Below are 20,861 nucleotides of genomic sequence, written 5' to 3' on the forward strand. Positions count from 1 at the left end.
GGCATCTCTACCCAGCCCGTACGGCCCGCTACGCGGACCGGGCCGCGAATGAGTCGTGACAAATCGCACCGGCCGTGCTCTTGCCCGTGGACACGCATCGGGCCCGCGCCGTGGTGCGGCGCGGGCCCGGATGCGGTACGGCGGATCAGGCCTGGCGGACGGCCTCGCCCTCGATCTCGATCTTGATCTTCTTGCCGACCAGCACGCCGCCGGTCTCCAGGGCGACGTTCCAGGTCAGGCCGAACTCCTCGCGGTCGATCTCGGCCGAGGCGGAGAAGCCGAAGATGTCCTGACCGAACGGGCTGCGGCCGACGCCCTCGAACTCGACCTCCAGGTCGACCGGGCGGGTGACGCCCTTGACCGTCAGCTCGCCCGAGAGGACGAACTCGTTGCCGTCGCGGGACTTGACGCCGGTGCTGCGGTACTCCAGGGTCGGGAATGCCTCGGCGTCCAGGAACTCCGGGCTGCGCAGGTGCGCGTCCCGGTCGGCCTGGTTGGTGTTGATGCTGGCGGCCTGGATGGTCGCGGACACCGAGGACTGCAGCGGGTCGTCGGCGACGGTGATGGTGGCGGAGGCGTCCGCGAATTCACCGCGTACCTTGCTGACCATCATGTGCCGGGCGACGAAGCCGACGCGCTTGTGCGCCGCGTCGAGCGCGTAGGTGCCGGCGCTGGGGATGGTGAGGCCGTCCCAGTCGCGGGTAACCGGTGCGGTGCTGCTGGTCATGAAGCTGCCCTCCGTGGAAGCTTGATTGAGTTGCTCAACGACTGTTGCAGCAACTATAGAGCCAACAACATTCCCTGTGTCAAGTACTGCTAGGATGAACAGGTGAACCAGAACGCGTTCGACGATCCCCGGATCACCGCCGTCGGCCTGCTCTACGAGGCGCACGCCGGCCTGTCGGCCCGGTTCGCCGCCCAGTTCGAGGAGCACGACCTCTCGCCCGTCGAGTTCGAGGTGCTGACCCGGCTCGCCCGCTCGCCGGGCAACCAACTGCGGATGACCGACCTGGCCGCGCAGACCTCCCTCTCCACGAGCGGGGTCACCCGGGTAGTCGACCGGATGGAGCGTGACGGCCTGCTCACCCGGCGCGCCTGCCCCTCCGACCGGCGCAGCTCGTACGCGGTGGTCACGGCCGCCGGCATGCAGCGGCTCGACGAGACCATGCCCGGGCACCTGCGGATCATCGAGCAGTGGTTCACCGGCCAGCTCGAGCCGGCGGCGCTGGACGCCCTGCTCGACGGCCTGCGCCGGGTGCGGGACGCCGTCCACCCGGGCGCCACCGCCGGGAGCAGCGAGTCGGCCCCGACCGCGGACGGCGCGACCGCCCCGGCCTGACCGGTCGATCAGGGCGCGACCGGGCACCGGCAGAAAGAGCGGCAGAAGTGCCGCGCCCGCGGGAGATAGTCGATCAAACCGGACGGAGTCGCGAGCGCGCGGTGGCTAGTCTTCGGGCAGTGGGGACGCACCGGGGGGTGACGGCGCGGGCGACGAGCGAGGGGTAGCAAGAGGGGCTTCGTCGCCCGCGCCACCCCGGCCCGCTCCGCGGGGCGCACCCGCTCCCGGCCACGGCGCGGCCAGCCGCGGCCGGTCTACGTGGTCGCGGGGCCGCCGCCGCGCCGGCCCGCCGTCAGCGCGTAGAGCAGTTCCTCCTCCTGCGGCAGCAGTCGGATGCCGCTGCGTCGGCAGGCCCGGTCCAGGCGGTCCAGCACGGTGGGGTCCGCCGTGCTCGCGGCCAGTCCCACCAACGCCTCCACCACGTCGCGCCGGTTCTGGCCCTCGGCGCCGGCCTCCGCGGCGGCGGCGAACCACTCCGCCGCCAGATCGCGGTCGCCCCGGCGCAGGGCCAGGTTCCCCTCGATCAACGCGCAGATCCCGTCCTCGGGGCGGGTCCCGCGCACCGGTGCCCAGCGGGCACCCCCGGGCCACCCGTCCTCCCCGAGACGCGGCGACGGCGGCACCGGGGTCGCGGTCGGGCGTAGCTCGGCCAGCACCTCGGCCGCCTCGGTGGGGCGCCCGTCCCGGGCCAGCGCCAGGCCCACGGTGCCGAGCACCCGGCGACGGTGGCCGGGGTCGCCGGGGTCGCCGAGGTCGGCCAGCGCCTCCAGCACCCGCCGGCCCTGGTCGACGGCGTCGGCGTACCGGCCCTCCAGGCGGGACACCTCGGCGAGGTTGGCCCGCGCGAGCACCCGCAGCCGCTGCTCCCCGCACTCCGCGGCCAGCCGGTCGACCGCAGCCAGCCGGCGGCGGGCTGCCGCGAGGTCGCCGACCCGGATGTCGTGCCAGGCGAGGTTGTTCTGCGCCACCGCCATGTCCCGGACCCGGCCGCCCCGGCCGGCCAGCGCGAGCACCGCCTCGGCCTGCTCCCGCGCCTCGTCGTGCCGGCCGAGGGCGACCAGCAGCGCGCAGAGCACGGCCCCCGCCTCCACCTCCCCGGTGACGTCGCCGGCGTCCCGGAACGCGGCCAGCGCCGCCAGCGCCGCCGGCACCTCCTCGGCCCCGGCGCCGTGCTCGGCGGCGAGCCGGGCCACCCCCAGCGACGCCCAGGCCCGCAGCACCGGGTCGGCGTCGGCGGTGCGCGGGTCCGCCAGCAGCCGGCGCAGCCACTGCCGGCCGGGGACGTCCCGCCCCCGGAAGCGCCACCACCGGGACAGCGCCGCCGCCAACCGCAGTGCCGTCAACGGGTCGTCGACGGCGGCGTGGGCCAGGGCGGAGCTGATGTCGCCGCTCACCTCGTCCAGCGGGTGCACCGCGGCCGGCAGGTCGGCACCCGCCAGCTCCGGCGCGGTCCGGGCCACCAGGCGGGCGACGACCCGGGCGTGCCGGCGCCGGATCGCGGTCAGCTCGCCGGCGCCGGTGGCCTGCTCGGCGGCGAAGTCCCGTACGGCGTCGAGCAGGCGGAACCGGAACGGCCCGGTGCCCCGGACGCTCAGCAGGCCGAGTTCCAGGAACCGGTCCAGCAGCGGGACCGGGTCCACCGCGACCGTGCCGTCCCGGTCGACGTCGTCGGCGAGCATCTCCTCGGCCAGCTCGACCGACCAGCGGTTGCCGAAGGCGGCGAGCCGGCGCAACGCGGCCCGCTCGGCGGGGGCGAGGAGGCGGTAGCTGGTGGCCACCGCGTCCCGCAGCGTCTCGGCCACCGCCGCCCGGGGCCCCTCCGGGTGGCTCGGCTCCGCCGTGTCCCAGCCCGGACGCTCGGCCGCCCCCGACGAGGTGGCCAGGTCGAGGACGCGGTCCCCGTACCGGTCGAGCAGTTCGTTGAGGTCGAGGATCCGGCCCCGGGCCGCCATCAGCTCGATGGCCAGCGGCAGGCCACCGAGGCGGCGTACCAGCGCTGCCAGGGCGGGCAGCTCGGTCGGGCCGGGCGGCTCCCGGCGCACCTGGGCGAGCCGGGCGGTGAACAGCGCCACCGCCGGGTAGTCGGCCAGCGCCGACGGGCCGGCCCGCTCGCTCCCCGGCGGGGGTACGTCGAGCGGGGAGACCGGCCACACCCGCTCCCCGGGCAGGCCCACCGGGTGTCGGCCGGTGACCAGCACCCGCAGCGACGGCACCGCGCCGGCGAGCCGGTGCACCGTCTCGGCGACGGCATCGGGCGCCCGCTCGGCCGCGTCCACGAGCAGCAGCGCCGGCCGGCCGTCGAGTCGGGCGGCCAGCTCGGGCATCCGGCCGACCCCGAAGACGGCCACGGAGGCGGCGAGCACGTCGGCGGCGTCGGAGCCCTCGCCGATGAGCACGCCGGCCGCCCCGCCGGGGTATTGGTCGACGACCGCGTGGGCCACCGACAGGGCGAGCGCGGTCTTGCCGACGCCGGCCAGCCCGACCAGGCTCACCAGCCGGGGACCGCGCCCGTCGGTGAGCAGCCCGACCAGCTCGGCGAGGTCGGTGTCCCGGCCGATCAGCGCGACCGGGAGCGGGAGCGCGACCGGCGTACCGACGTGGTGGTCGGCGTCGAGGCGAGCCGGCGGCGCGCCGACCAGGGCGACCGGCGGCGCGGCCGGCGCCTGCCCCCGGGCGGCGGCGAGGAACGCCGACCGGGCGGCACCGGTCAGCTCCAGCGCGCCGGCGAGCAGCTCGACGGTGGTGCGCTGCGGCCGGGACGACCGGCCCCGCTCCAGGTCACGGACGGTGCGGACACCGACGCCGGCCCGGGCCGCCAGCTCGGCCTGGGTGAGGCCGGCGGCGAGCCGGTGCCCGCGCAACAGCTCCGGGAAGCCGGTACGACCGCCCGGATGCCGCGAACGATCATGAACCGGAGTCATGGGCAGGAAGAGTACGGACGGGGTGCGACCGGCGGCAGCCGAGCGTCGCCCTGCCGACGCCGCGGTGCGGATATCCGACAGCGGGCCCGGCCGTGGGCCGGTCGACGGGGGCGCGGGGCCGGGGCCCGCCGTGGGCCGGTCGCCGGAAGCGCGGGGGCCGGGTCCGGCGGCGGGGGTCGACTGCCCGACGCCGCCGGACCCGGCGACGTCACATGCCCAGGTCGCGCGCAATGATCATGCGCTGCACCTCGGACGTACCCTCGCCGATCTCCAGGATCTTGGAGTCACGCCAGAAGCGCGCCACCGGGTACTCGTTCATGAAGCCGTAGCCGCCGTGGATCTGGGTCGCCTCCCGGGCGTTGTCGACGGCGACGGTGCTGGCGTGCAACTTGGCGATGGCGGCCTGCCGCTTGAACGGCTCGCCGGCGAGCATCCGGGCGGCGGCGTCGTAGTAGGCCAGCCGGGCCGTGTGCGCCTTCATCTCCATGTCGGCGATCTTGAACTGGATCGCCTGGTAGTTGCCGATCGGCTGGCCGAACGCCTCGCGCTCCTTCGCGTACCTGATCGACTCGTCGACGCAGCCCTGGGCGAGGCCCACGGCCAGGGCGGCGATGGCGATCCGGCCCTCGTCGAGGATGCGCAGGAACTGGGCGAAGCCCCGGCCACGCTCGCCGAGCAGGTTGGCCGCCGGCACCCGGCAGTCGTCGAAGGTCAGCTCGTGGGTGTCCGAGGCGGTCCAGCCGACCTTGGAGTAGCCCGGCGCGACGCTGAAGCCCGGGGTGCTGGCCGGCACGATGATGGTGGACAGTTCCTTGGCGCCGTCCGGGCGGATGCCGGTGACCGCGGTGACGGTGACCAGGGCGGTGATGTCGGTGCCCGAGTTGGTGATGAACGCCTTCGAGCCGTTGATCACCCACTCGCCCGTGGACTCGTCGAGCACCGCGCGGGTCTGCGTGCCGCCCGCGTCCGAGCCGAAGCCGGGCTCCGTGAGGCCGAAGCCGGCCAGTGCCTCGCCGCTGAGCAGCTTCGGCAGCCACTGCGCCTTCTGCTCCTCCGTGCCGAAGCGGTAGATCGGCATCGCGCCCAGCGACACCGCCGCCTCCAGGGTGATCGCCACGCTGGAGTCGACCCGGGCCAGCTCCTCCAGGGCGAGGCAGAGCGCGAAGTAGTCGCCGCCCATGCCGCCGTGCTCCTCGGCGAAGGGCAGCCCGAACAGGCCCATCTTGCCCATCTGCCGGATCACCTCGTACGGGAAGGTGTGCTTCTCGTAGTGCTCCGCGATGACCGGGGCCACCACCTCGCGCGCGAATTCCCGCACGCTCTCCCGCAGCGCCTCTTGCTCCTCGGTGAGCCGGAAGTCCATGGATTCCTCCTGTGTGACGGGCCGCCGGGCGCTCGTGACGCCGGGACGGGTCGCTGGTGCGGGTCGGGCCCGCGCCGGCCGGGTGGGGCCGGCGGCGGGATCAGACCGGGGTGACGCCGTGCCGGCGCCGGGAGAAGTGCCGCTCCTTCGTGCGGGCGGCGGCGAACCGGCGGGTCAGCTCGGCGCGCAGCTCGTGCGGCTCGACGATCGCGTCCACCACCAGCTCGCTGGCGAGCCGGACGACGTCGATGTCGCGCTCGTACTCCTCGCGCTTCGCGGCGACGAAGGCGGCCCGCTCGGCCTCGTCGGCGATCGCGGCGATCTTGTTGGCGTAGACCGCGTTGACCGCCGCCTCGGCGCCCATCACGGCGATCTTGGCGGTGGGCAGCGCGATCGTGGCGTCCGGCTCGAAGCCGGGCCCGGCCATCGCGTAGAGGCCGGCGCCGTACGCCTTGCGGACCACCACGCAGATCTTCGGCACGGTCGCCTCCGAGATCGCGGTGATCATCTTGGCGCCGTGCCGGATGATGCCCTGCTTCTCCACCGCACTGCCGACCATGAACCCGGGCACGTCGGAGAGGAAGAGCAGCGGCACGTTGAACGCGTCGCAGAGCTGCACGAACCGGGTCGCCTTGTCGGCCGAGTCGACGAAGAGCACCCCGCCCTTGAACATGGAGTTGTTGCCCACCACGCCGACGACCTCGCCGTTCAGCCGGCCGAAGCCAATGGTCAGCTCCTTGGCCCAGAGCGCCTGGATCTCGAAGAAGGAACCGTCGTCGAGCAGGCCCTTGACGTACCGCCGCATGTCGAACGCCTGCCGCTCGCTCGCCGGCACCAGCGCGGCGAGGTCGGCCTTCTCCGGCGCGGGCACGGCCTCGGCGACCGGCGGCGCCTGCGTCCAGTTGGCCGGGAGGTAGGACAGGTAGCGCTTCACCACGTCGAGCGCGTCGGCCTCGGTCTTGCAGAGGAAGTGCCCGACGCCCGACTCGGCGCAGTGCACCTTGGCCCCGCCCATCGCCTCCAGGGTGGTCTTCTCCCCGGTGACCATCTCGACCATCCGGTCGGAGCCGAGGTACATGCTGGCGTTGCCGTCGACCATCGCGACCACGTCGCAGAACGCCGGAATGTACGCACCGCCGGCCGCGCTCGGCCCGAACAGCGCGCAGACCTGCGGGATCGAGCCGGAGGCGCGGACCTGGTTCCAGAAGATCTTCCCGGCGCCGCGCCGGCCGGGGAACAGCTCGACCTGGTCGGTGATCCGGGCACCGGCCGAGTCGACCAGGTAGACCATCGGCACGCCGGTGGAGTAGGCCCGCTCGATGATCCGGATGATCTTCTCGACGGTCCGGGCGCCCCAGCTGCCGGCCTTGACCGTGGAGTCGTTCGCCATGAGGCAGACCTGGCGGCCGTCGATGGTGGCGGTGCCGGTGACCACGCCGTCGGCCGGCAGGCCCTCGGCCATCGCGTTGGCGTAGAGGCCGTCCTCGACGAACGAGCCCTCGTCCACCAGGAGGGCGACCCGCTCCCGGGCGAAGAGCTTGCCCTTGGCGGCGTTCGCCGCGTGGTACTTGTCCGCACCGCCGGCCCGGGCCCGCTTGCGCAGCTGCTCCAGAGCCTCACCGTCGAGCGTCACGCCGACCCCCTACCGCCGCCACCGTGGCCCGCCGCCTCGTGGGCAACCGAACCGACCTGAACGATCGTTAGGCTACCGCACCGCCCCACCCCCGACACCCCTCAACCCCCACCCCGGCCCCTCGCGCCGCGATCTTGCACTTTCGGCCCCGCGCTTGCGGCATTTACGGCTTACGCCCGGGCACAAAGTGCAAGATCGCGTGGCGGTGGGGGTGGGGGGAGGAGGGGTGGGGGTCAGGCGGGGTGGGGGGTCAGGCGGGTGCGGGGGCCGGCGCGGAGGACGCCGGAGGGGAGCTGACGGCCGACCAGGCGCTCGGCCAACTCCGCCACCTCGATCAGGGCGGCCAGGTCGATGCCGGTGTCGATGCCCATGTCGTGCAGCATGTGCACCGCCTCCTCGGTGGCCAGGTTGCCGCTGGCGCCCGGCGCGTACGGGCAGCCGCCGAGGCCGCCGACGCTCGCGTCGAACTCGGTCACGCCCAGCTCCAGCGCGGTGAGCACGTTCGCCAGCGCGGTGCCCCGGGTGTTGTGGAAGTGCAGCAGCACGGGGATGTGGGCGTTGCGGTCGCGTACGGCGGTCAGCAACTCCCGGACGCGGCGGGGCGTACCCATGCCGGTGGTGTCGCCGAACGCCACGCGGTCGGCGCCGTCGCGGACCACCCGGTCCACGATGGCGGCCACCCGGGCCGGGTCGGTGTCCCCCTCGTACGGGCAGCCGAAGCTGGTCGCGATGATCACCTCCGCCTGGGCGCCGGCGCCGTGCAGCAGGTCGATCAGCTCGGCGATGTCGTCCAACGACTCCTCCGTGGAGCGGTTGACGTTGCGCCGGTTGTGCGTGTCGCTGGCCGAGACCACCACCTCGATCTCGGTGAACCCGGCGGCGAGGGCGCGCTGCGCGCCCCGGGTGTTCGGCACCAGCGCGGAGTAGCGCACCCCGTCGGCCTTCGCGGCCCGCTGCCACACCTCGTCGGCGTCGGCCATCTGCGGGATCGCCTTCGGGTGCACGAACGAGACCGCCTCGATCCGCCGCACGCCCGTGCCCGAGAGGGCGTCGAGCAGCCGCACCTTGGCGTCGGTCGGGATCGGGTCCTCGTTCTGGAGCCCGTCGCGCGGCCCGACCTCCCGGATCGACACGAAGCCTGGCAGTTCCGTCATAAGGGGTCACCTCACTGTGACGTGGTGCGTGGGTCCTTCCAGCGTCCCACCCGCATACCGCCCCCCGCGAGGTGGCTCACCGCACGCGCCCGGGAACCGCCCCGATCGTCGGTCTACCGTCGTCGCCGACGGCCGTCGGAAATACTTCGGCCACCCGTGCAACCGGTCGGCCTCCCGCTGAGCACCTATCGGGTGACGGGAGCGGGATGCGCGACGAGGACGATGATCTCCGTCCGGCAACGCCGGGCGGAGGTGGGGCTACGGCGGGCACTGGGCGCCACCCGGGGCCAGATCCGCGTCCAGTTCCTCGCCGAGGCGCTGCTGCTCTCCGTCCTCGGTGGGATCGGAGGCACCCTGCTCGGGGCGGGAATCACCGCGCTGTACGCGTACAGCCGGCAGTGGCCCACGGTGGTGCCGGCCTGGGCGATGGCCGGCGGCCTGGGCGCGACGGTGCTGGTCGGTACCCTCGCGGGCCGCTACCCGGCGATCCGCGCCAGCCGGCTCCCACCCACCACGGCCCTGGCCGGTCCCTGACCGGGCCGGGCCGGCAGGAAACGCACACGAGGGCCTGTCAATATGCCCCGCGGCATATCCGTTCTGGCCTGCCGGCAGATGCCGCACCCCCGGCCCGCGGGCGATCGTCGAAGGCGACTGTTGTCGATGATCGAGGGGGATTCATGTCCACTGGTACGACAGGTTCGGTGTCCGTGAGGGCCCGCGCGGCGGAGCGCGGTTGGCTGGTCCCGGCCACCGTTGTCGCCTGCATCGCGGCCCTGGCGACCGCGGTCACGCAGTCGGCCCTGCCGGCAGGCGACGACTACACCAAGGGGTTCGCGCCCTGGTGGGTCTCGGCGATCAGCGCCGTGCTGGGTGCGTCGGTCGCGTCGGCCATGCAGCGGCCCGGCGCGGTCCGGCTGCCCCGGAGAGCGGTGCTGGTCGTCGCCTGGTCCGCCACGATCCTGCTGATCTGGTCCGCCGGCGGAATCGTCTTCGACATGCTGCGCACACTCGCCGTGCTCGGTGTGCCGGGCCTGCCACCGGTCGTTGACTGGGCCGGCTTCGCGGCCCGGGCTGCCGCGCTCGCGGCCACGGCCCTCCTGGCCGCCGCCACCCTTTCCCACGCACGGGCCACCGCTGCCGCTTGCGCCGGCTGTGGCCGCGGCACGACGCGCCCACCGGGCTCCTGGTCGGGCTACGCCGCCTGCCTTCTGGTCCTGCCGTATCCCGCGCTGAAGGTGTACTGGGCACTCGGCGGCCGGGTGGCCCGTGCGGCGATCGGTACGGAATCGGTCGAGGGATTCCCGATCGCCGAACTGGTCCTCTTCGGAGCGGCCGCGGTGCTCGGCCTCGCGCTGGTGCAGTCGTGGGGCCGGGTGTTTCCGCGGTGGATGCTGCTCGCAGGGGGCTGGACGGCGACGGGCGTACTGCTCAGCATGGGGGCACTGGCCGGGCTCGGCACCATCACGCAGGCACTCGGCCTGGTCGACGGTCCCGTACGCTTCGACGGCGCCGCGCGGATCGTGGCCCTCGTGTACGGGTCCTGGCTGCTGCTCGGCCTCGCGTTCGGTGCCGCAACGCTCGGATACCAGCGACGCACCCAGCCAAGCTGCGAGCGGTGCGTTCGCCTGTCGGCTGCCTAGGCTGGACACATGCCGCGCTGGAGGCAAGCCACCCGAACCGATCTCCTGCTGGCGATCACCGCAGGCGCCCCGGTCGCCGCGCTGTCGCTGTACATGGCCTTCGTGTCGATGCCGGTCGGTCGGGCCGCACCGCTGGGGTTGGGGGTGTTGATCGCGCATGCCGCGCTGGCGGCCCGGCGGACGGCGCCCCTGGCCTCGTACGGTGTGGTGTGCGTCGCGTTCGCGTTGCAGGCCGCCGCGAGCGGGCTCTTCCTGATCCTGCCCTCCGCACTGGTCTTTCCGGTCGCCGTCTACTCACTGGGTGTCCACGCGGCCCGGCGTGCCGCCGCGCCGGGGCTCGCCGTGGCGGCCGTCGCGGCCGTCCTGGCCGGCCTCCGGTTCGTCGCGGACCCCAGCGTGACGGCGGCCGGGCTCCGGCCGAATCCGATCCCGGTCTGCGGGCTGTTGCTCGCCACCGTCGTCGCGGCGTGGAGCTTCGGGCTGTACCGCCGCACCCAGCTCGCCTACCTCGCGCTACTCGAGGAACGCACCCGGCAGGCCGCGACCGAACAGGAAGAGCGCGCCCGCCGAGCGGTCCTCGACGAACGGACCCGGATCGCTCGGGACATGCACGACGTCATCGCGCACTCTCTCTCCGTCATCCTCAGTCAGGCCAAGGGTGGACAGTTTCTCGTTCGCACCGAGCCGGAGCGGGCAGCGGAGGTTCTGGCAACCATCGAGAACGTCGGTCGCCTCGCCCTGACGGACACGCGTGGCCTGCTCGGCATCCTCCGGTCCCCGGAGCCTGGCCGCGTTCCCGCCCAGGGTGACAGCGGAGAGAACGGGGCCCGCGAAACCCGCGAACCCCAGCCGGGCCTGCGGGACCTGCCCCAGCTGCTCGACCGGGTGCGGGCCGCCGGGCTGACGATCAGCCACCACGAAGAGGGCTCTGCCCGACGCGTCAGCCCCGGCGCCGAACTGGCGGTCTTCCGCACGGTGCAGGAGTCGCTGACCAATACCGCCAAGCACGCCGGGCCGGTCGCCCGGGCAGAGGTCCGGTTCAACTGGACCCGGGACAGCCTGGTCGTGACGGTCCGCGACCGGGGCGGCCGGGGCGGCCGAAGCGTCGACTCCCAGGGAACCGGCCTTGGTCTCGTCGGAATGCGGGAACGGATCACCGCGGTCGGGGGGTCGTTGTCGGCCGGACTCGACGGTGACGGCTTCCTGGTCACCGCCCGACTTCCCTACGACGTGGAGAAAGCCGCATGACGATCCGGGTGTTCCTCGTCGACGACCAGGATCTCGTCCGCGCGGGCGGCGCGATGGTCATTGACGCGCAGGACGACATGACCGTGGTCGGGCAGGCGGCCGACGGGGCGCAGGCCCTCCAACTGCTCGCGGTCACCACGGCAGACGTCGTGCTGATGGACGTCCGGATGCCCCGCGTCGACGGCGTGACAGCGACCCGCCGACTGCTCGCCGCCCCTGGACCGCAGCCCAAGGTCATCGTCCTGACCACGTTCGATCTCGATGAGTACGCCTTCGCGACGCTACGGGCCGGTGCGAGCGGATTCCTGATCAAGGACGCCCCGGCGGACGAGATGCTGACCGCCATCCGTGCGGTGCATCGCGGCGAGGCGGTCATCGCGCCGTCGACCACCCGCCGGCTGCTCGACCACGTCACCGCGCACCTGCCCGCTCCTGCGGGTGGACCGGATCCGACGGCCGTGCTCACCCCACGGGAACGCGAGGTGCTGCTCGAGGTGGCCCGAGGATCCTCGAACGCCGAGATCGCCGCCCGGCTGTTTCTCTCCGAGGGAACGGTGAAGATCCACGTGAGCCGGGTCCTGGCCAAACTCGGCCTGCGCGACCGGATACACCTGGTCATCTGGTCCTACGAGCAGCGCCTCGTCCGCCCCGCCGGCTGACTCCGCCCACGGGCGCCGGCTCCGGTCAGCGCATCCGGCCGACGATGCCGGTGTCGTAGTCGCCCGAGAGGAACTCCTCGTTCTCCAACAGCTCGGCGAAGAACGGAAGGTTGCACTTCGGGCCGGTCAGCTCGAAGCCGGCCACCGCGGCGCGGGCGCGGGCGATCGCCTCCGCGCGGTCCGTCCCGCTGACGATCAGCTTGGCCATCAGGCTGTCGTAGAACGGGGTGACCGTGTTGCCGGCCACGTAGCCCGAGTCGATGCGGACCCCGTCGCCGGTCGGCTCCGTCCACGCGGTGATCGTGCCCGGGCCGGGCAGGAAGCGCTTCGGGTCCTCGGCGTTGATCCGCAGTTCGATGGCGTGCCCGCGCGGGGCGAGCGCGTCCGGGTCGAAGGTCGGGGCCAGGCCGGCGGCCACCCGCAACTGCTCCTCGACCAGGTCGACGCCGTAGACCAGCTCGGTGACCGGGTGCTCGACCTGGAGCCGCGTGTTCATCTCCAGGAAGAAAAATGCTTCGGAGCCGGAGCCGTCACCCTTCGTGTCCCGCTCACGCGGGACCAGCAGGCACTCCACCGTGCCCGCGTTGCGGTAGCCGACCACCTCGCCGGCCCGCACGGCCGCGGCCAGGAAGCGCTCACGCAGCTCGGGCGAGACCGCCGGGGACGGCGACTCCTCGACCAGCTTCTGGTTGCGCCGCTGCACCGAACACTCCCGCTCGCCGAGCGCCACCACCCGGCCGTCGGCCAGGCCGAGGATCTGCACCTCGACGTGGCGCACCCGGGGGAAGTACCGCTCGATCAGCACCGAGCCGTCGCCGAACATCCGCTCGGCGAACGCGCGCACCTTGTCGTACTCGGTGCGCAGCGCCGCCTCGTCGTTCGCCACGCCCATGCCCATGCCGCCGCCGCCGGCCGCGGCCTTGACCATCACCGGGTAGCCGATCTCCGCCGCCGCGGCCACGGCCGCGTCCAGGTCGGCCGCCGGGTCGGTGGTGCCGGGCGCGACCGGCACCCCGGCCGCCGCCATCAGGTTCCGGGCGTTGATCTTGTCGCCCATCGCGGTGATCGCGTCCGCGCCGGGCCCGACCCAGATCAGCCCGCTCGATTCGACCGTACGGGCGAAGTCGGCGTTCTCCGACAGAAAGCCGTAGCCGGGGTGGATGGCCTGCGCGCCGGTCGACTTGGCGGCGGCGAGGATGGCCTCGACGTTGCGGTAGCTCTGGGCCGGGTTCGCCGGACCCACGCACACCGCCTCGTCGGCCTCGGTGACGAACGGCAGGCCGGCGTCGGCCTCCGAGTGCACCGCGATCGCGCGGATGCCGAGCCGCCTGGCGGTACGGATGATCCGGCGGGCGATCTCGCCACGGTTGGCGACCAGCAGCGACTCGATCATGTTTCCTCCCAGCGTCCGGGGTCGGGACGGGTGCCAGGTAACCACGGCCGCCCGGTTACTGACGAGTCGCCCCCGGGACGCCCGGGATCACCGTTCGAGGTGGGCCAGCAGGGCGGCCAGGGTGGCGGCGCGCAGCAGCTCGGCCCGGCGACGCCGGTCCACCTCGCCGCCGAGGAACGGCGTCGAGTTCATCAGGCCGAACGCGGCGTGGGCCAGTACCCGCGCCTCGCCGTCGGGCATGCCCGGGTGCAGGGCGGTCAGCACGGTCACCCACTGTTCGACGTAGAGCCGCTGGAGCCGGCGGATCCGGCGGCGGGGCTCGTCGGGGAGACGGTCCAGCTCGTGCAGGTGCAGGGCGATCACCGCCGGGTTGGCCAGCGCGAACTCGACGTGGAAGTCGATCAGCGACTCCAGCGCGCCGCGCGGGTCGTCGGGGTGGCCGGCGGACCGTTGCTGACCGCCGGCGAGCAGTTCCTCGCTGACCGGGATCAGCGCGGCGACCAGCATCGCCTCCTTGCCGGCGAAGTGGTGGTAGAGCGCCGGGCCGGTGACCCCCGCGGCCGCACCGATGTCGTCCATCGAGACGCCGTGGTAACCACGGGAGGCGAAGAGGCCGACCGCGATCTCCAGGATCTCGTCCTTGCGGGACCGACGCCGGCCCGACCCCGCGGTGCCGCTCGCCCTGCCCCGTGCCTGCTGCTCGACCGTCACCGGGCAAGCGTAGACCGAGTCGCGGGCGGCGTGGAGGCTCGGTTACCCACCGGTTGCTTCCGTCCGGGCCGGGCACCTGGGAAACCCGGCCCGGACGGCGCGACCGTCAGTGCTCGTGGTCGAGGTCGTACTCGGCCCGCAGGGCGGCGGCCTCGGCCGGGCGATCCAGCAGGTCCAGCGCCCGAGCCAGGAGCCAGGCAGCCTGCTGCACCGGGCGGGATCCGGCCGGCAGGCCGCCGAGCACCTCGCGCAGCAGCCGCTCCGCCTCGGCCGGCCGGTCCAGCCGCAGCAGCAGCTCGCCGGTGAAGACCTCCACCTGCGCGGCCTCGCCGAACGCCTCGATCGACCGGAGCCGGGCGGGCACCCCGGCCAGCCGGTCGTACGCCTCGGCCTCCCGGCCGTCGCCGGTCAGCACCCGCGCCCCGACCTCGGCCGCCAGCGCCAGTTCGTACGTCACCGGCGGCGGCTCGTCCGGCTGCCCGGCCAGCGCCGCCGCCAACCCGTCCAGCACCCCGACGGTGCGCAGGGCCGCCGCCTCGTCACCCGACCAGAACTCCGCGTACGCCTGCCGGCGGCGGGCCCGGAGTTCGTCGAGCGGCAGGTCGGCCTGCCGGTACGCGGTCGCCGCCGCCGCGAACCGCCCCGCCGCCAGCGCGTCCCGGTCGGCGTCGTAGAGGATCCCGCCGGCCTCCTCCAGCACCTGCGCCCGGTGCGGGAGGTTGTCCGGTCCGTCCAGGTTCTCGGCGAGCTGCTCCAGCAGGGCGAGCGCCGGGTCGATCTCGCCCAGCCCCTCGTAGACGCCGGCCAGCAGGTGCCGGCACCGGTCCGCCTCGGCCTGCGCGCCGAGCCGGTCGAGCCCGAGCACCGCCTCCTCCGCGACCTCGGCCGCCTCGCCCAACCGGCCCGCGACCCGGTACGCGTTCGCCAGCTCCCAGCGCAGGAAGGCGTCCCCCTCCGCGCCCCGCTCGACGCAGAGGGTCACCGCCTCGGCGAAGTCGTCCACCGCGTCGGCGGCCCGGCCGGCGGCCATCAGCGCCCGGGCCCGGGTGACCCGCACCGGCAACCACGCCTCGGCCGGCGCCACCCGCAGCGCCTCGTCGCAGGCGGCGACCGCCTCGGCCGGATCGTCGGCCGTCCGGGCGTACGCCAGGCAGGCGGCGGTGACGACGTCGCCGAGACCGAGGTCCCGGCCGAGGTCACGGGCCCGGTGGGCGGCGGCCCGGGCGTCCGCCTCCCGGTCGAGCTGTTCGAGCACGTGGGCCCGGTGCAGTGCGATCCGGGCGGCCAGCCACGGGTCGCCGCCCGCCTCGGCCGGCACCCGGTCGAGGGCGTCGAGCGCCTCCGCCCAGCGCTCCCGGTGCATGAGCGCCAGCGCGACCCGGTCCAGCCCGGCGGCCCGCTGCCGGTCGTCGCCCCGCCGGTCCAGCACGTCGGCGGACGCCCGGACCAGCTCCAGCCCCTCGTCCGCGCTCTCGTCGGCCATGGCCAGCAGCACGCCGAGCCGGCCGGCGACGACCTGCGCCCGAACCTCGTCACCCAGCTCCCGGTAGGCCGCGATCGCCGCCCGGTGGGCCTCGACCGTGGCCGGCGCGTCCTCGTCGCCCAGCTCGGCGGCGCGCAACTCCAACCGGTGGGCCGCCGTCCCTGCCGGGAGTTCCCCGGCGTCGAACCGGTCGTCCCAGGCGGCCAGCGCGGCCCGGAACGCCTCGCGGTCGTGGCGGCGCAGCCGCTCCTCGGCGAAGTCGAGCAGCTCGTCGGCGCCGGCGTCGGCCGGCACCGGGACGCTGGCGGCGCCTGCGGCCCCCGGTGCCGGGGCGCGGTCGGCCGCGCCGGCCGGACCGGCCGGCGCCGTCCGGACGGGCCGACGGCGCAGGCTGGCCGAGAGCGGCAGGTGCGCACCCGTCGGCTCGGCGGCGAGCCGACGGGCCACCCACTCGGACTGGTACGAGGTGCCGTTGCGGGCGTCGAACCGGGCGGCCAGCGCGGTCGCGGTGGCGGTCAGCTCGGCGGCGAGCGCGGACGCCGTGATCTCCCCGGCCGGCCGGTCGCCGGCCGCCCGCCGGTAGACGGTCAGCTCGCCGGCCCGGCGCAGCGCGGCGGCACCGGCCGCGGCGAAGTGCATGGCGGCGGCCGGCGAGGGAGCCCGGTCCAGCCAGTCCAGGTGCCGCTCGACGATCTCCACCGCGCGGGCGTCGTTCCCGGTCAGCGTGCAGAACTCGACGTGGTTGCCGATGTCCCACAGGTCCGAGAGGTTGCCCCGCAGCCGGCGGTACGCCTCCCGGTGGGCGTCGCGCGCCTCCTCCCCGCGCTCCGTGCGCAGGTACGGCACCAGCAGCGCGGTGAGGATGGCCTGCGGCTGCTCGGTGCAGCTCAGCCGGCCGGCGAGGACCGGCTCCGCCAGCGCGACCGCCTCGGCGTGCCGGCCGGTGTCGGCGAGGTACTGCACCTGGGTCGTCGGGTCGCAGCCGGCGCAGTCGGACAGCTCGTCGCGGGGGGTGGTCTGCCAGAGCCGGTACCAGTGCGCGGCCGCGTCGGCGTCGCCCAGGTGGTCCGCCACCAGGAACCGGTGCTTGTGGACGGCCTGGAGGCTGTGGCCGCCTTCCCGGTAGCGGCGCTCCATGTCGTCGAGCACCGCGTAGGTGCGGTCCAGTGGCACCTCGGGGAACCGGAGCAGGCCGGTGACCATGTACTTGACGTGCCAGAGGAGCTGGTGCGCGTAGCGCGGGTGGTAGGGCTGCGGGTCGCGGTCGAACTCGGCCAGGCACCACGAGAAGGTGACGAAGGACTTGGCCGGCTCACCGCCGTAGACGTACGCGGTGGTGGCCTGCATCCGGGTCACGAAGGCCAGCTCCCGGTCGTCGCCGGCGTCCACCCGGCGCAGCAGCTGCTCGATGGCGGCGATCTGCCCCGCGCCGTACGGCATGTTGCCGACCTCGCGGAGCACCCGCCACAGGTCCTCGTCCTCGGTGCTCACAATCACTCCTGTCCCGGCACGGCCCGGCCGAGCAGGCCGAGGAAGGAACTGTTCAGCAGCGCGGCGTCGGCCGCGCGGATCGGATGGTGCCCGAGCAGCAGCGCCTGCCCGTAGAGCGCCTCCACGGCCAGCCCGGCCAGCTCCGGGTCGGTCAACGTGGTGACCCGGCGGACCAGCGGGTTGCGGTGGTTGAGCACCAGCTGTGGCCGGTCCGGCGGCGCGGAGGCGGCGAGCGCGTCGAGCACCCCGCCCCACAGCTCGTCGGCCCGGTCCCGGGTCGCCGCGAGCTGGTCGTTGAACGCCGCCGACCGGCTCACCAGGTAGAGCGCCGGCAGCGAGACCGGGTCGTACGCCCGGACCACCACCTCGCAGCCGAGCCGTTCCAGGGCCCGCTGGGCGCCGGTGAGGAACGGCCGCAGGGCCAGCTCGACCTGCGGGTCGAGGCTGTCGAAGCGGGTGGTCAGGTCGCTGGGCTCCAGCCGCTCGATCAGCACGGAACGGTCCACCGTGGGCAGCCGCTCGACCAGCTCCGTGTCGTAGGTGTATCCGGCGTTCACCACCGCCAGGTCCTGCGCGGCGGCGACGGCGGCGAGCTGGCGGAACTCGTCCAGGCTGGCCGCGTAGCGGACCACCCCGTGCCGCTGCCGGAACTCGGCCAGGGTGAGCGTGCCGACGTTGGTGTCCATCGGCCACCACTGGTCGACCAGGCGGAGCATCTCGTCGTCGTGCAGAGCGAGCGCCTTCACCCCGAGGTGGTGCACCTGGAGGAACTCGGCGAGCCGCCGCGGGTCGTGCTTGGCGAGCCGGACCAGCCACCCGCGCACCTGGTCGCCGAGGGCCTCCCGGGTCGCCGCGAGCAGGCCGTCCTCGTAGAGCGCCTCCCGGCTGGCCGTCGGCCGCAGCTCGCTGGCGTCCACCACGCAGTGCGCGAAGAAGGCCCAGTCCGGCAGCAGCCCGTCGGCGTGCTCGGTGAGGAGCATCCGCTTGAGGTAGACCTTGTGGCCGGCCCGGGACGCCGGGTTCACCGGGTTCGGCAGGATGAAGGCCGCCCCGGTCAGGCCGGCCTCCGGCACCGACAGCGGCAGCACGTCGAAGGGGTCGAAGCCGAGCGTCTCCCGGGCGTGGCGGACCAGCACAGCCCGGTCGACCGGCGCGCCCGGGGTGGCCGGCCAGGGCGGCGGGCCGGCGGTGGTCACCACGTCGCCGACCCGGACGGTGACCGGCAGCAGCGAGCCGAAGAGCCGGGCCAGGTCGACCACCGTCGGGGTGCCGAACCACTGGTCGGCGTCGCGGCGCGGCACCAGCGTCACCGTGGTGCCCGGCTCGGCCCGCCCGGCGCCGGGCGCGGCCAGCTCGACGGCGTACCGGCCGTCGGAGTGACCCGTCCAGTGCACCGTCGGGTGGTCGCCGTGCCGGGTGACCACCCGGATCTCGTCGGCCACCAGGAAGCAGGAGAGCAGGCCGATGCCGAACTGACCGAGGAACTCGTGCCGGGAGAAGCCCAGCTCGTCGCGCTTGGAGCTGCGGCCGATGGTGGCGAGCAGCTCGTGCACCTGCGCCTCGGTGAGGCCGATGCCGGTGTCGTGCACCCGCAGCGTGCCGTCGCCGGTCAGCTCCGGAGGCTCGACGCGCACCAGCGCGGGCGCGTCGGGGTCGGTCGCGCGGCGCGCGGTGATCGCGTCGACGGCGTTCTGCAGGAGCTCGCGGACGTACACCCGCGGGCTGCCGTAGAGGTGGTGACTGAGCAGGTCGACCACGCCACGGAGGTCGACCTGGAAGGTGTGGTCCACGCTGGAGTGCTCCCCGGATCCGATGCCGGCGCCCACCGTACCGATGATCACCGACACGCGCGTCCCCCTTTCCCGGCGACTTGACCCTCGACCCGGTCGACCCCCGAGGCTCGCCGTCATGACCGCATCCCCGCTCGGCCGTGACTACCGGCTGCTCTGGTCCGCCGCCGTGTCCTCGCGCCTCGGCGACGCCCTGCGTACGCCGGCACTGGCGCTGCTGGCCGCGACGCTGACCCGCGACCCCCGGGTGATCGCGGCGGTGACCGTGGCCGGGCAGCTTCCGCCGCTGCTGTTCGGCCTGCTCGGCGGCGTGTACGCGGACCGCTGGGACCGCCGCCGCACGATGGCGGCGGTGGACGGGCTGCGCGCCGCCGTGGTGGGCGGGCTGGCGGTCGCGGTCGCCCTCGACCGGGCCGGCGTCGCGGCGCTGGTGGCGGCGGCGTTCCTGCTCGCCGCGCTCGGCACCCTGTTCGACGCGGCAGCGTTCGCGATGCTGCCGTCGGTGGTGCCGCCGGCCGCCCTGTCCCACGCCAACGGCCGTCTCCAGGCCGGCACGGCGGTGGCCGGGGGCTTCCTCGGCGCCCCCGCCGCCGGCGTGCTCTTCGCCCTCGCCGCGCCCCTGCCGTTCGCCCTCGACGCCCTCACCTTCGCCGCCGCCGCCCTCCTCACCCTCGCCCTGAGCCACCCGCGATCTTGCACGTTGCGCCCCGACAAACCCGCCAATACGCCGCAAAACGAGGACCACAACTGCAAGATCGCGGAGAGCGGGCGGGGGCCGGGGCCTGGCGGGAGGAAGGGGGCGGTGTGGCGGGAGGTCTTCGAGGGTGTGCGGTGGGTGCGCGGGGATGTGATGCTGTGGCGGATCACCGTGCTGACCGCCGGGAGCAACCTGGCGATCAGCGGGTTGCTGGCGGTGCTGGTGCTCTACGCGCTCGACGTGCTGCGGGTGCCGCCCGCCGGGTACGGGCTGTTCGCCGCGGCGGCCGTCCTCGGCGGGCTTGCCGGAGGGCTGGGGGCGGGCAGGCTGGCCGCCCGACTCGGCACAGTGCCCGCGCTCCGCGCCGTGCTCGCCGCCCAGGCCGTCGCGCTGACCGGGCTCGCGCTGGCCCGGCACCCGCTGCCCGGCGGGCTGGCGCTGGCCGTCTTCGCGGCCGGCACCACGGTGTGGAACAGCCTCTGGGCCGCGTACGGGCAGGGCCACGTGCCGGCCCACCTGCTCGGCCGGGTGGGTTCCGCCCAGCGGATGGTCGGCCTGCTCACCGCACCGGTGGGGGCGGCGCTCGCCGGGCTGGGCGGTGCGGCGTACGGGGTCGGGCCCGTGGCGGCGGCGGTGGCCGGCGTCTTCGTGCTGGTCACCCTCGCGGCGTGGCGGGTGCTGCGACCGTCCGCCCCGGTGCCGCCCGCCGCCCCGCCCACCACCGCCGGGACAGCAGGCCGGCCAGGGCGGCCCCCGTCGCGTTGAGCAGCACGTCGTCGACCGAGGAGACCCGGCCGAGGTCGAGCGCGTACTGCAACGACTCGACCAGCACGGAGCCGGCCGAGCCGAGCAGGAACAGCCGCCCGACGCCGGCCAGCGCGGCCAGCCGTACCGGGGCGAAGAAGCCCAGGGCGGCGAAGACCAGCAGGTTGCCGACCACCTGGACCACGGCGGTCACCGGCGGCCCGGCCAGCAGGTCGACCAGGTCCCGCAGCGGCACCACGTCGACCTGGCGGGGCGCGGCGCGCGGGGTGAGGATCATCCACACCCAGGGCAGGGTGCCGGCCATCGCGCCCACCTCGGCGACGCTGCGCCGCCACGCCTCCCGCGCGGTCGCGGCGTCCCGCCGGCCGCGGGCGAGCACGGCGGTGGCCAGGACCAGCAGGGGCAGCCCGGCGAGCACGGCGAGCAGGACGTCGCCCCAGTCCCGCCACACCTGCGCCACCGGCGCAGCCTAGCCGGGCACCGCCTGGCGGTGGTGCGTCGCGATCCGGCGCTGGGACCGCCCAACCTTTTCCGGGGGCCCGTGCGTCTGCCAGGTGACGCCGCACGCGACGGC

At 74.6% G+C, this 20,861-nt stretch carries 14 protein-coding genes and 2 pseudogenes; 6 read left to right on the forward strand and 10 right to left on the reverse strand.

All coding sequences use genetic code 11. The annotated features are described in order from the left end of the window. Window positions 1–145 precede the first annotated feature (145 nt). Entirely contained in the window at window positions 146–727 is a 582-nt protein-coding gene (locus tag ACGFZ2_RS25345) for a YceI family protein (protein WP_393259621.1), read from the reverse strand. Between the two features lie 102 nt (window positions 728–829). On the opposite strand from ACGFZ2_RS25345, the gene ACGFZ2_RS25350 reads away from it, so the two are divergent. Beyond that, a complete protein-coding gene (locus ACGFZ2_RS25350; protein WP_393259619.1) occupies window positions 830–1,339 on the forward strand; it encodes a MarR family winged helix-turn-helix transcriptional regulator in 510 nt (169 codons plus the stop codon). Window positions 1,340–1,967: 628 nt separating this feature from the next. Here the strand turns inward: ACGFZ2_RS25350 and ACGFZ2_RS25355 are convergent. From ACGFZ2_RS25355 to ACGFZ2_RS25370, 4 genes and pseudogenes are all read right to left on the reverse strand, one after another. Then, a pseudogene (locus ACGFZ2_RS25355) lies at window positions 1,968–4,260 on the reverse strand (ATP-binding protein); the annotation flags it as partial. A 208-nt stretch (window positions 4,261–4,468) separates the two neighbouring features. Further along, the gene (locus tag ACGFZ2_RS25360; RefSeq protein WP_393457540.1) at window positions 4,469–5,623 is read right to left on the reverse strand and encodes an acyl-CoA dehydrogenase family protein; all 1,155 of its coding nucleotides are present in this window, start codon (window positions 5,621–5,623) and stop codon (window positions 4,469–4,471) included. 100 nt (window positions 5,624–5,723) lie between these two features. Then, window positions 5,724–7,256, reverse strand: a complete 1,533-nt coding sequence (locus ACGFZ2_RS25365; RefSeq protein ID WP_393457543.1) for an acyl-CoA carboxylase subunit beta — start codon at window positions 7,254–7,256, stop codon at window positions 5,724–5,726. 233 nt (window positions 7,257–7,489) lie between these two features. After that, window positions 7,490–8,410 (reverse strand): hydroxymethylglutaryl-CoA lyase, encoded by a 921-nt coding sequence (locus tag ACGFZ2_RS25370; RefSeq protein ID WP_393457546.1) that lies wholly within the window; start codon window positions 8,408–8,410, stop codon window positions 7,490–7,492. Between the two features lie 165 nt (window positions 8,411–8,575). On the opposite strand from ACGFZ2_RS25370, the pseudogene ACGFZ2_RS25375 reads away from it, so the two are divergent. From ACGFZ2_RS25375 to ACGFZ2_RS25390, 4 genes and pseudogenes are all read left to right on the forward strand, one after another. Beyond that, window positions 8,576–8,944, forward strand: a pseudogene (locus tag ACGFZ2_RS25375) (ABC transporter permease); the annotation flags it as partial. Window positions 8,945–9,117: 173 nt separating this feature from the next. Continuing rightward, entirely contained in the window at window positions 9,118–10,050 is a 933-nt protein-coding gene (locus tag ACGFZ2_RS25380) for a hypothetical protein (RefSeq protein WP_393457549.1), read from the forward strand. 9 nt (window positions 10,051–10,059) lie between these two features. Then, window positions 10,060–11,298: a sensor histidine kinase gene (locus tag ACGFZ2_RS25385; RefSeq protein WP_393457552.1), complete on the forward strand. Its 1,239-nt coding sequence runs from the start codon at window positions 10,060–10,062 to the stop codon at window positions 11,296–11,298. Next, a complete protein-coding gene (locus ACGFZ2_RS25390; protein WP_393259609.1) occupies window positions 11,295–11,957 on the forward strand; it encodes a response regulator in 663 nt (220 codons plus the stop codon). The genes ACGFZ2_RS25385 and ACGFZ2_RS25390 overlap by 4 nt, the downstream gene beginning before the upstream one ends. Before the next feature lie 25 nt (window positions 11,958–11,982). Here ACGFZ2_RS25390 and ACGFZ2_RS25395 read toward each other — a convergent pair whose 3' ends face one another. The 4 genes from ACGFZ2_RS25395 to ACGFZ2_RS25410 all read right to left on the reverse strand — a co-directional run bounded on the left by ACGFZ2_RS25395 (window position 11,983) and on the right by ACGFZ2_RS25410 (window position 18,825). After that, window positions 11,983–13,350: an acetyl/propionyl/methylcrotonyl-CoA carboxylase subunit alpha gene (locus tag ACGFZ2_RS25395; protein ID WP_393457555.1), complete on the reverse strand. Its 1,368-nt coding sequence runs from the start codon at window positions 13,348–13,350 to the stop codon at window positions 11,983–11,985. 87 nt (window positions 13,351–13,437) lie between these two features. Beyond that, window positions 13,438–14,061 (reverse strand): TetR/AcrR family transcriptional regulator, encoded by a 624-nt coding sequence (locus ACGFZ2_RS25400; RefSeq protein WP_393259606.1) that lies wholly within the window; start codon window positions 14,059–14,061, stop codon window positions 13,438–13,440. A gap of 106 nt (window positions 14,062–14,167) precedes the next feature. After that, on the reverse strand, window positions 14,168–17,035 hold the full coding sequence (locus ACGFZ2_RS25405; protein ID WP_393457558.1) for a hypothetical protein: 2,868 nt from the start codon (window positions 17,033–17,035) through the stop codon (window positions 14,168–14,170). A gap of 2 nt (window positions 17,036–17,037) precedes the next feature. Then, window positions 17,038–18,825 (reverse strand): HSP90 family protein, encoded by a 1,788-nt coding sequence (locus ACGFZ2_RS25410; RefSeq protein ID WP_393457780.1) that lies wholly within the window; start codon window positions 18,823–18,825, stop codon window positions 17,038–17,040. A gap of 118 nt (window positions 18,826–18,943) precedes the next feature. On the opposite strand from ACGFZ2_RS25410, the gene ACGFZ2_RS25415 reads away from it, so the two are divergent. Continuing rightward, window positions 18,944–20,287, forward strand: coding sequence for an MFS transporter (locus ACGFZ2_RS25415; RefSeq protein WP_393457561.1), 1,344 nt, complete (start codon window positions 18,944–18,946; stop codon window positions 20,285–20,287). On the opposite strand, the gene ACGFZ2_RS25420 is transcribed toward ACGFZ2_RS25415, so the two are convergent. Continuing rightward, window positions 20,178–20,747, reverse strand: coding sequence for a VanZ family protein (locus ACGFZ2_RS25420; protein WP_393457564.1), 570 nt, complete (start codon window positions 20,745–20,747; stop codon window positions 20,178–20,180). The two genes, ACGFZ2_RS25415 and ACGFZ2_RS25420, sit on opposite strands and share 110 nt — an antisense overlap. Window positions 20,748–20,861 lie beyond the last annotated feature (114 nt).

The sequence above is a fragment of the Micromonospora sp. NPDC048063 genome (genome assembly GCF_043202855.1).
GTDB lineage: Bacteria > Actinomycetota > Actinomycetes > Mycobacteriales > Micromonosporaceae > Micromonospora.

Excerpts from the sequence above, each read along its gene's own strand:
- ACGFZ2_RS25345 (WP_393259621.1), bottom strand. The coding sequence starts at position 727 with ATGACCAGCAGCACCGCACCGGTTACCCGCGACTGGGACGGCCTCACC.
- ACGFZ2_RS25360 (WP_393457540.1), bottom strand. The coding sequence starts at position 5,623 with ATGGACTTCCGGCTCACCGAGGAGCAAGAGGCGCTGCGGGAGAGCGTG.
- ACGFZ2_RS25370 (WP_393457546.1), bottom strand. The coding sequence starts at position 8,410 with ATGACGGAACTGCCAGGCTTCGTGTCGATCCGGGAGGTCGGGCCGCGC.
- ACGFZ2_RS25385 (WP_393457552.1), top strand. The coding sequence starts at position 10,060 with ATGCCGCGCTGGAGGCAAGCCACCCGAACCGATCTCCTGCTGGCGATC.
- ACGFZ2_RS25390 (WP_393259609.1), top strand. The coding sequence starts at position 11,295 with ATGACGATCCGGGTGTTCCTCGTCGACGACCAGGATCTCGTCCGCGCG.
- ACGFZ2_RS25395 (WP_393457555.1), bottom strand. The coding sequence starts at position 13,350 with ATGATCGAGTCGCTGCTGGTCGCCAACCGTGGCGAGATCGCCCGCCGG.
- ACGFZ2_RS25415 (WP_393457561.1), top strand. The coding sequence starts at position 18,944 with ATGACCGCATCCCCGCTCGGCCGTGACTACCGGCTGCTCTGGTCCGCC.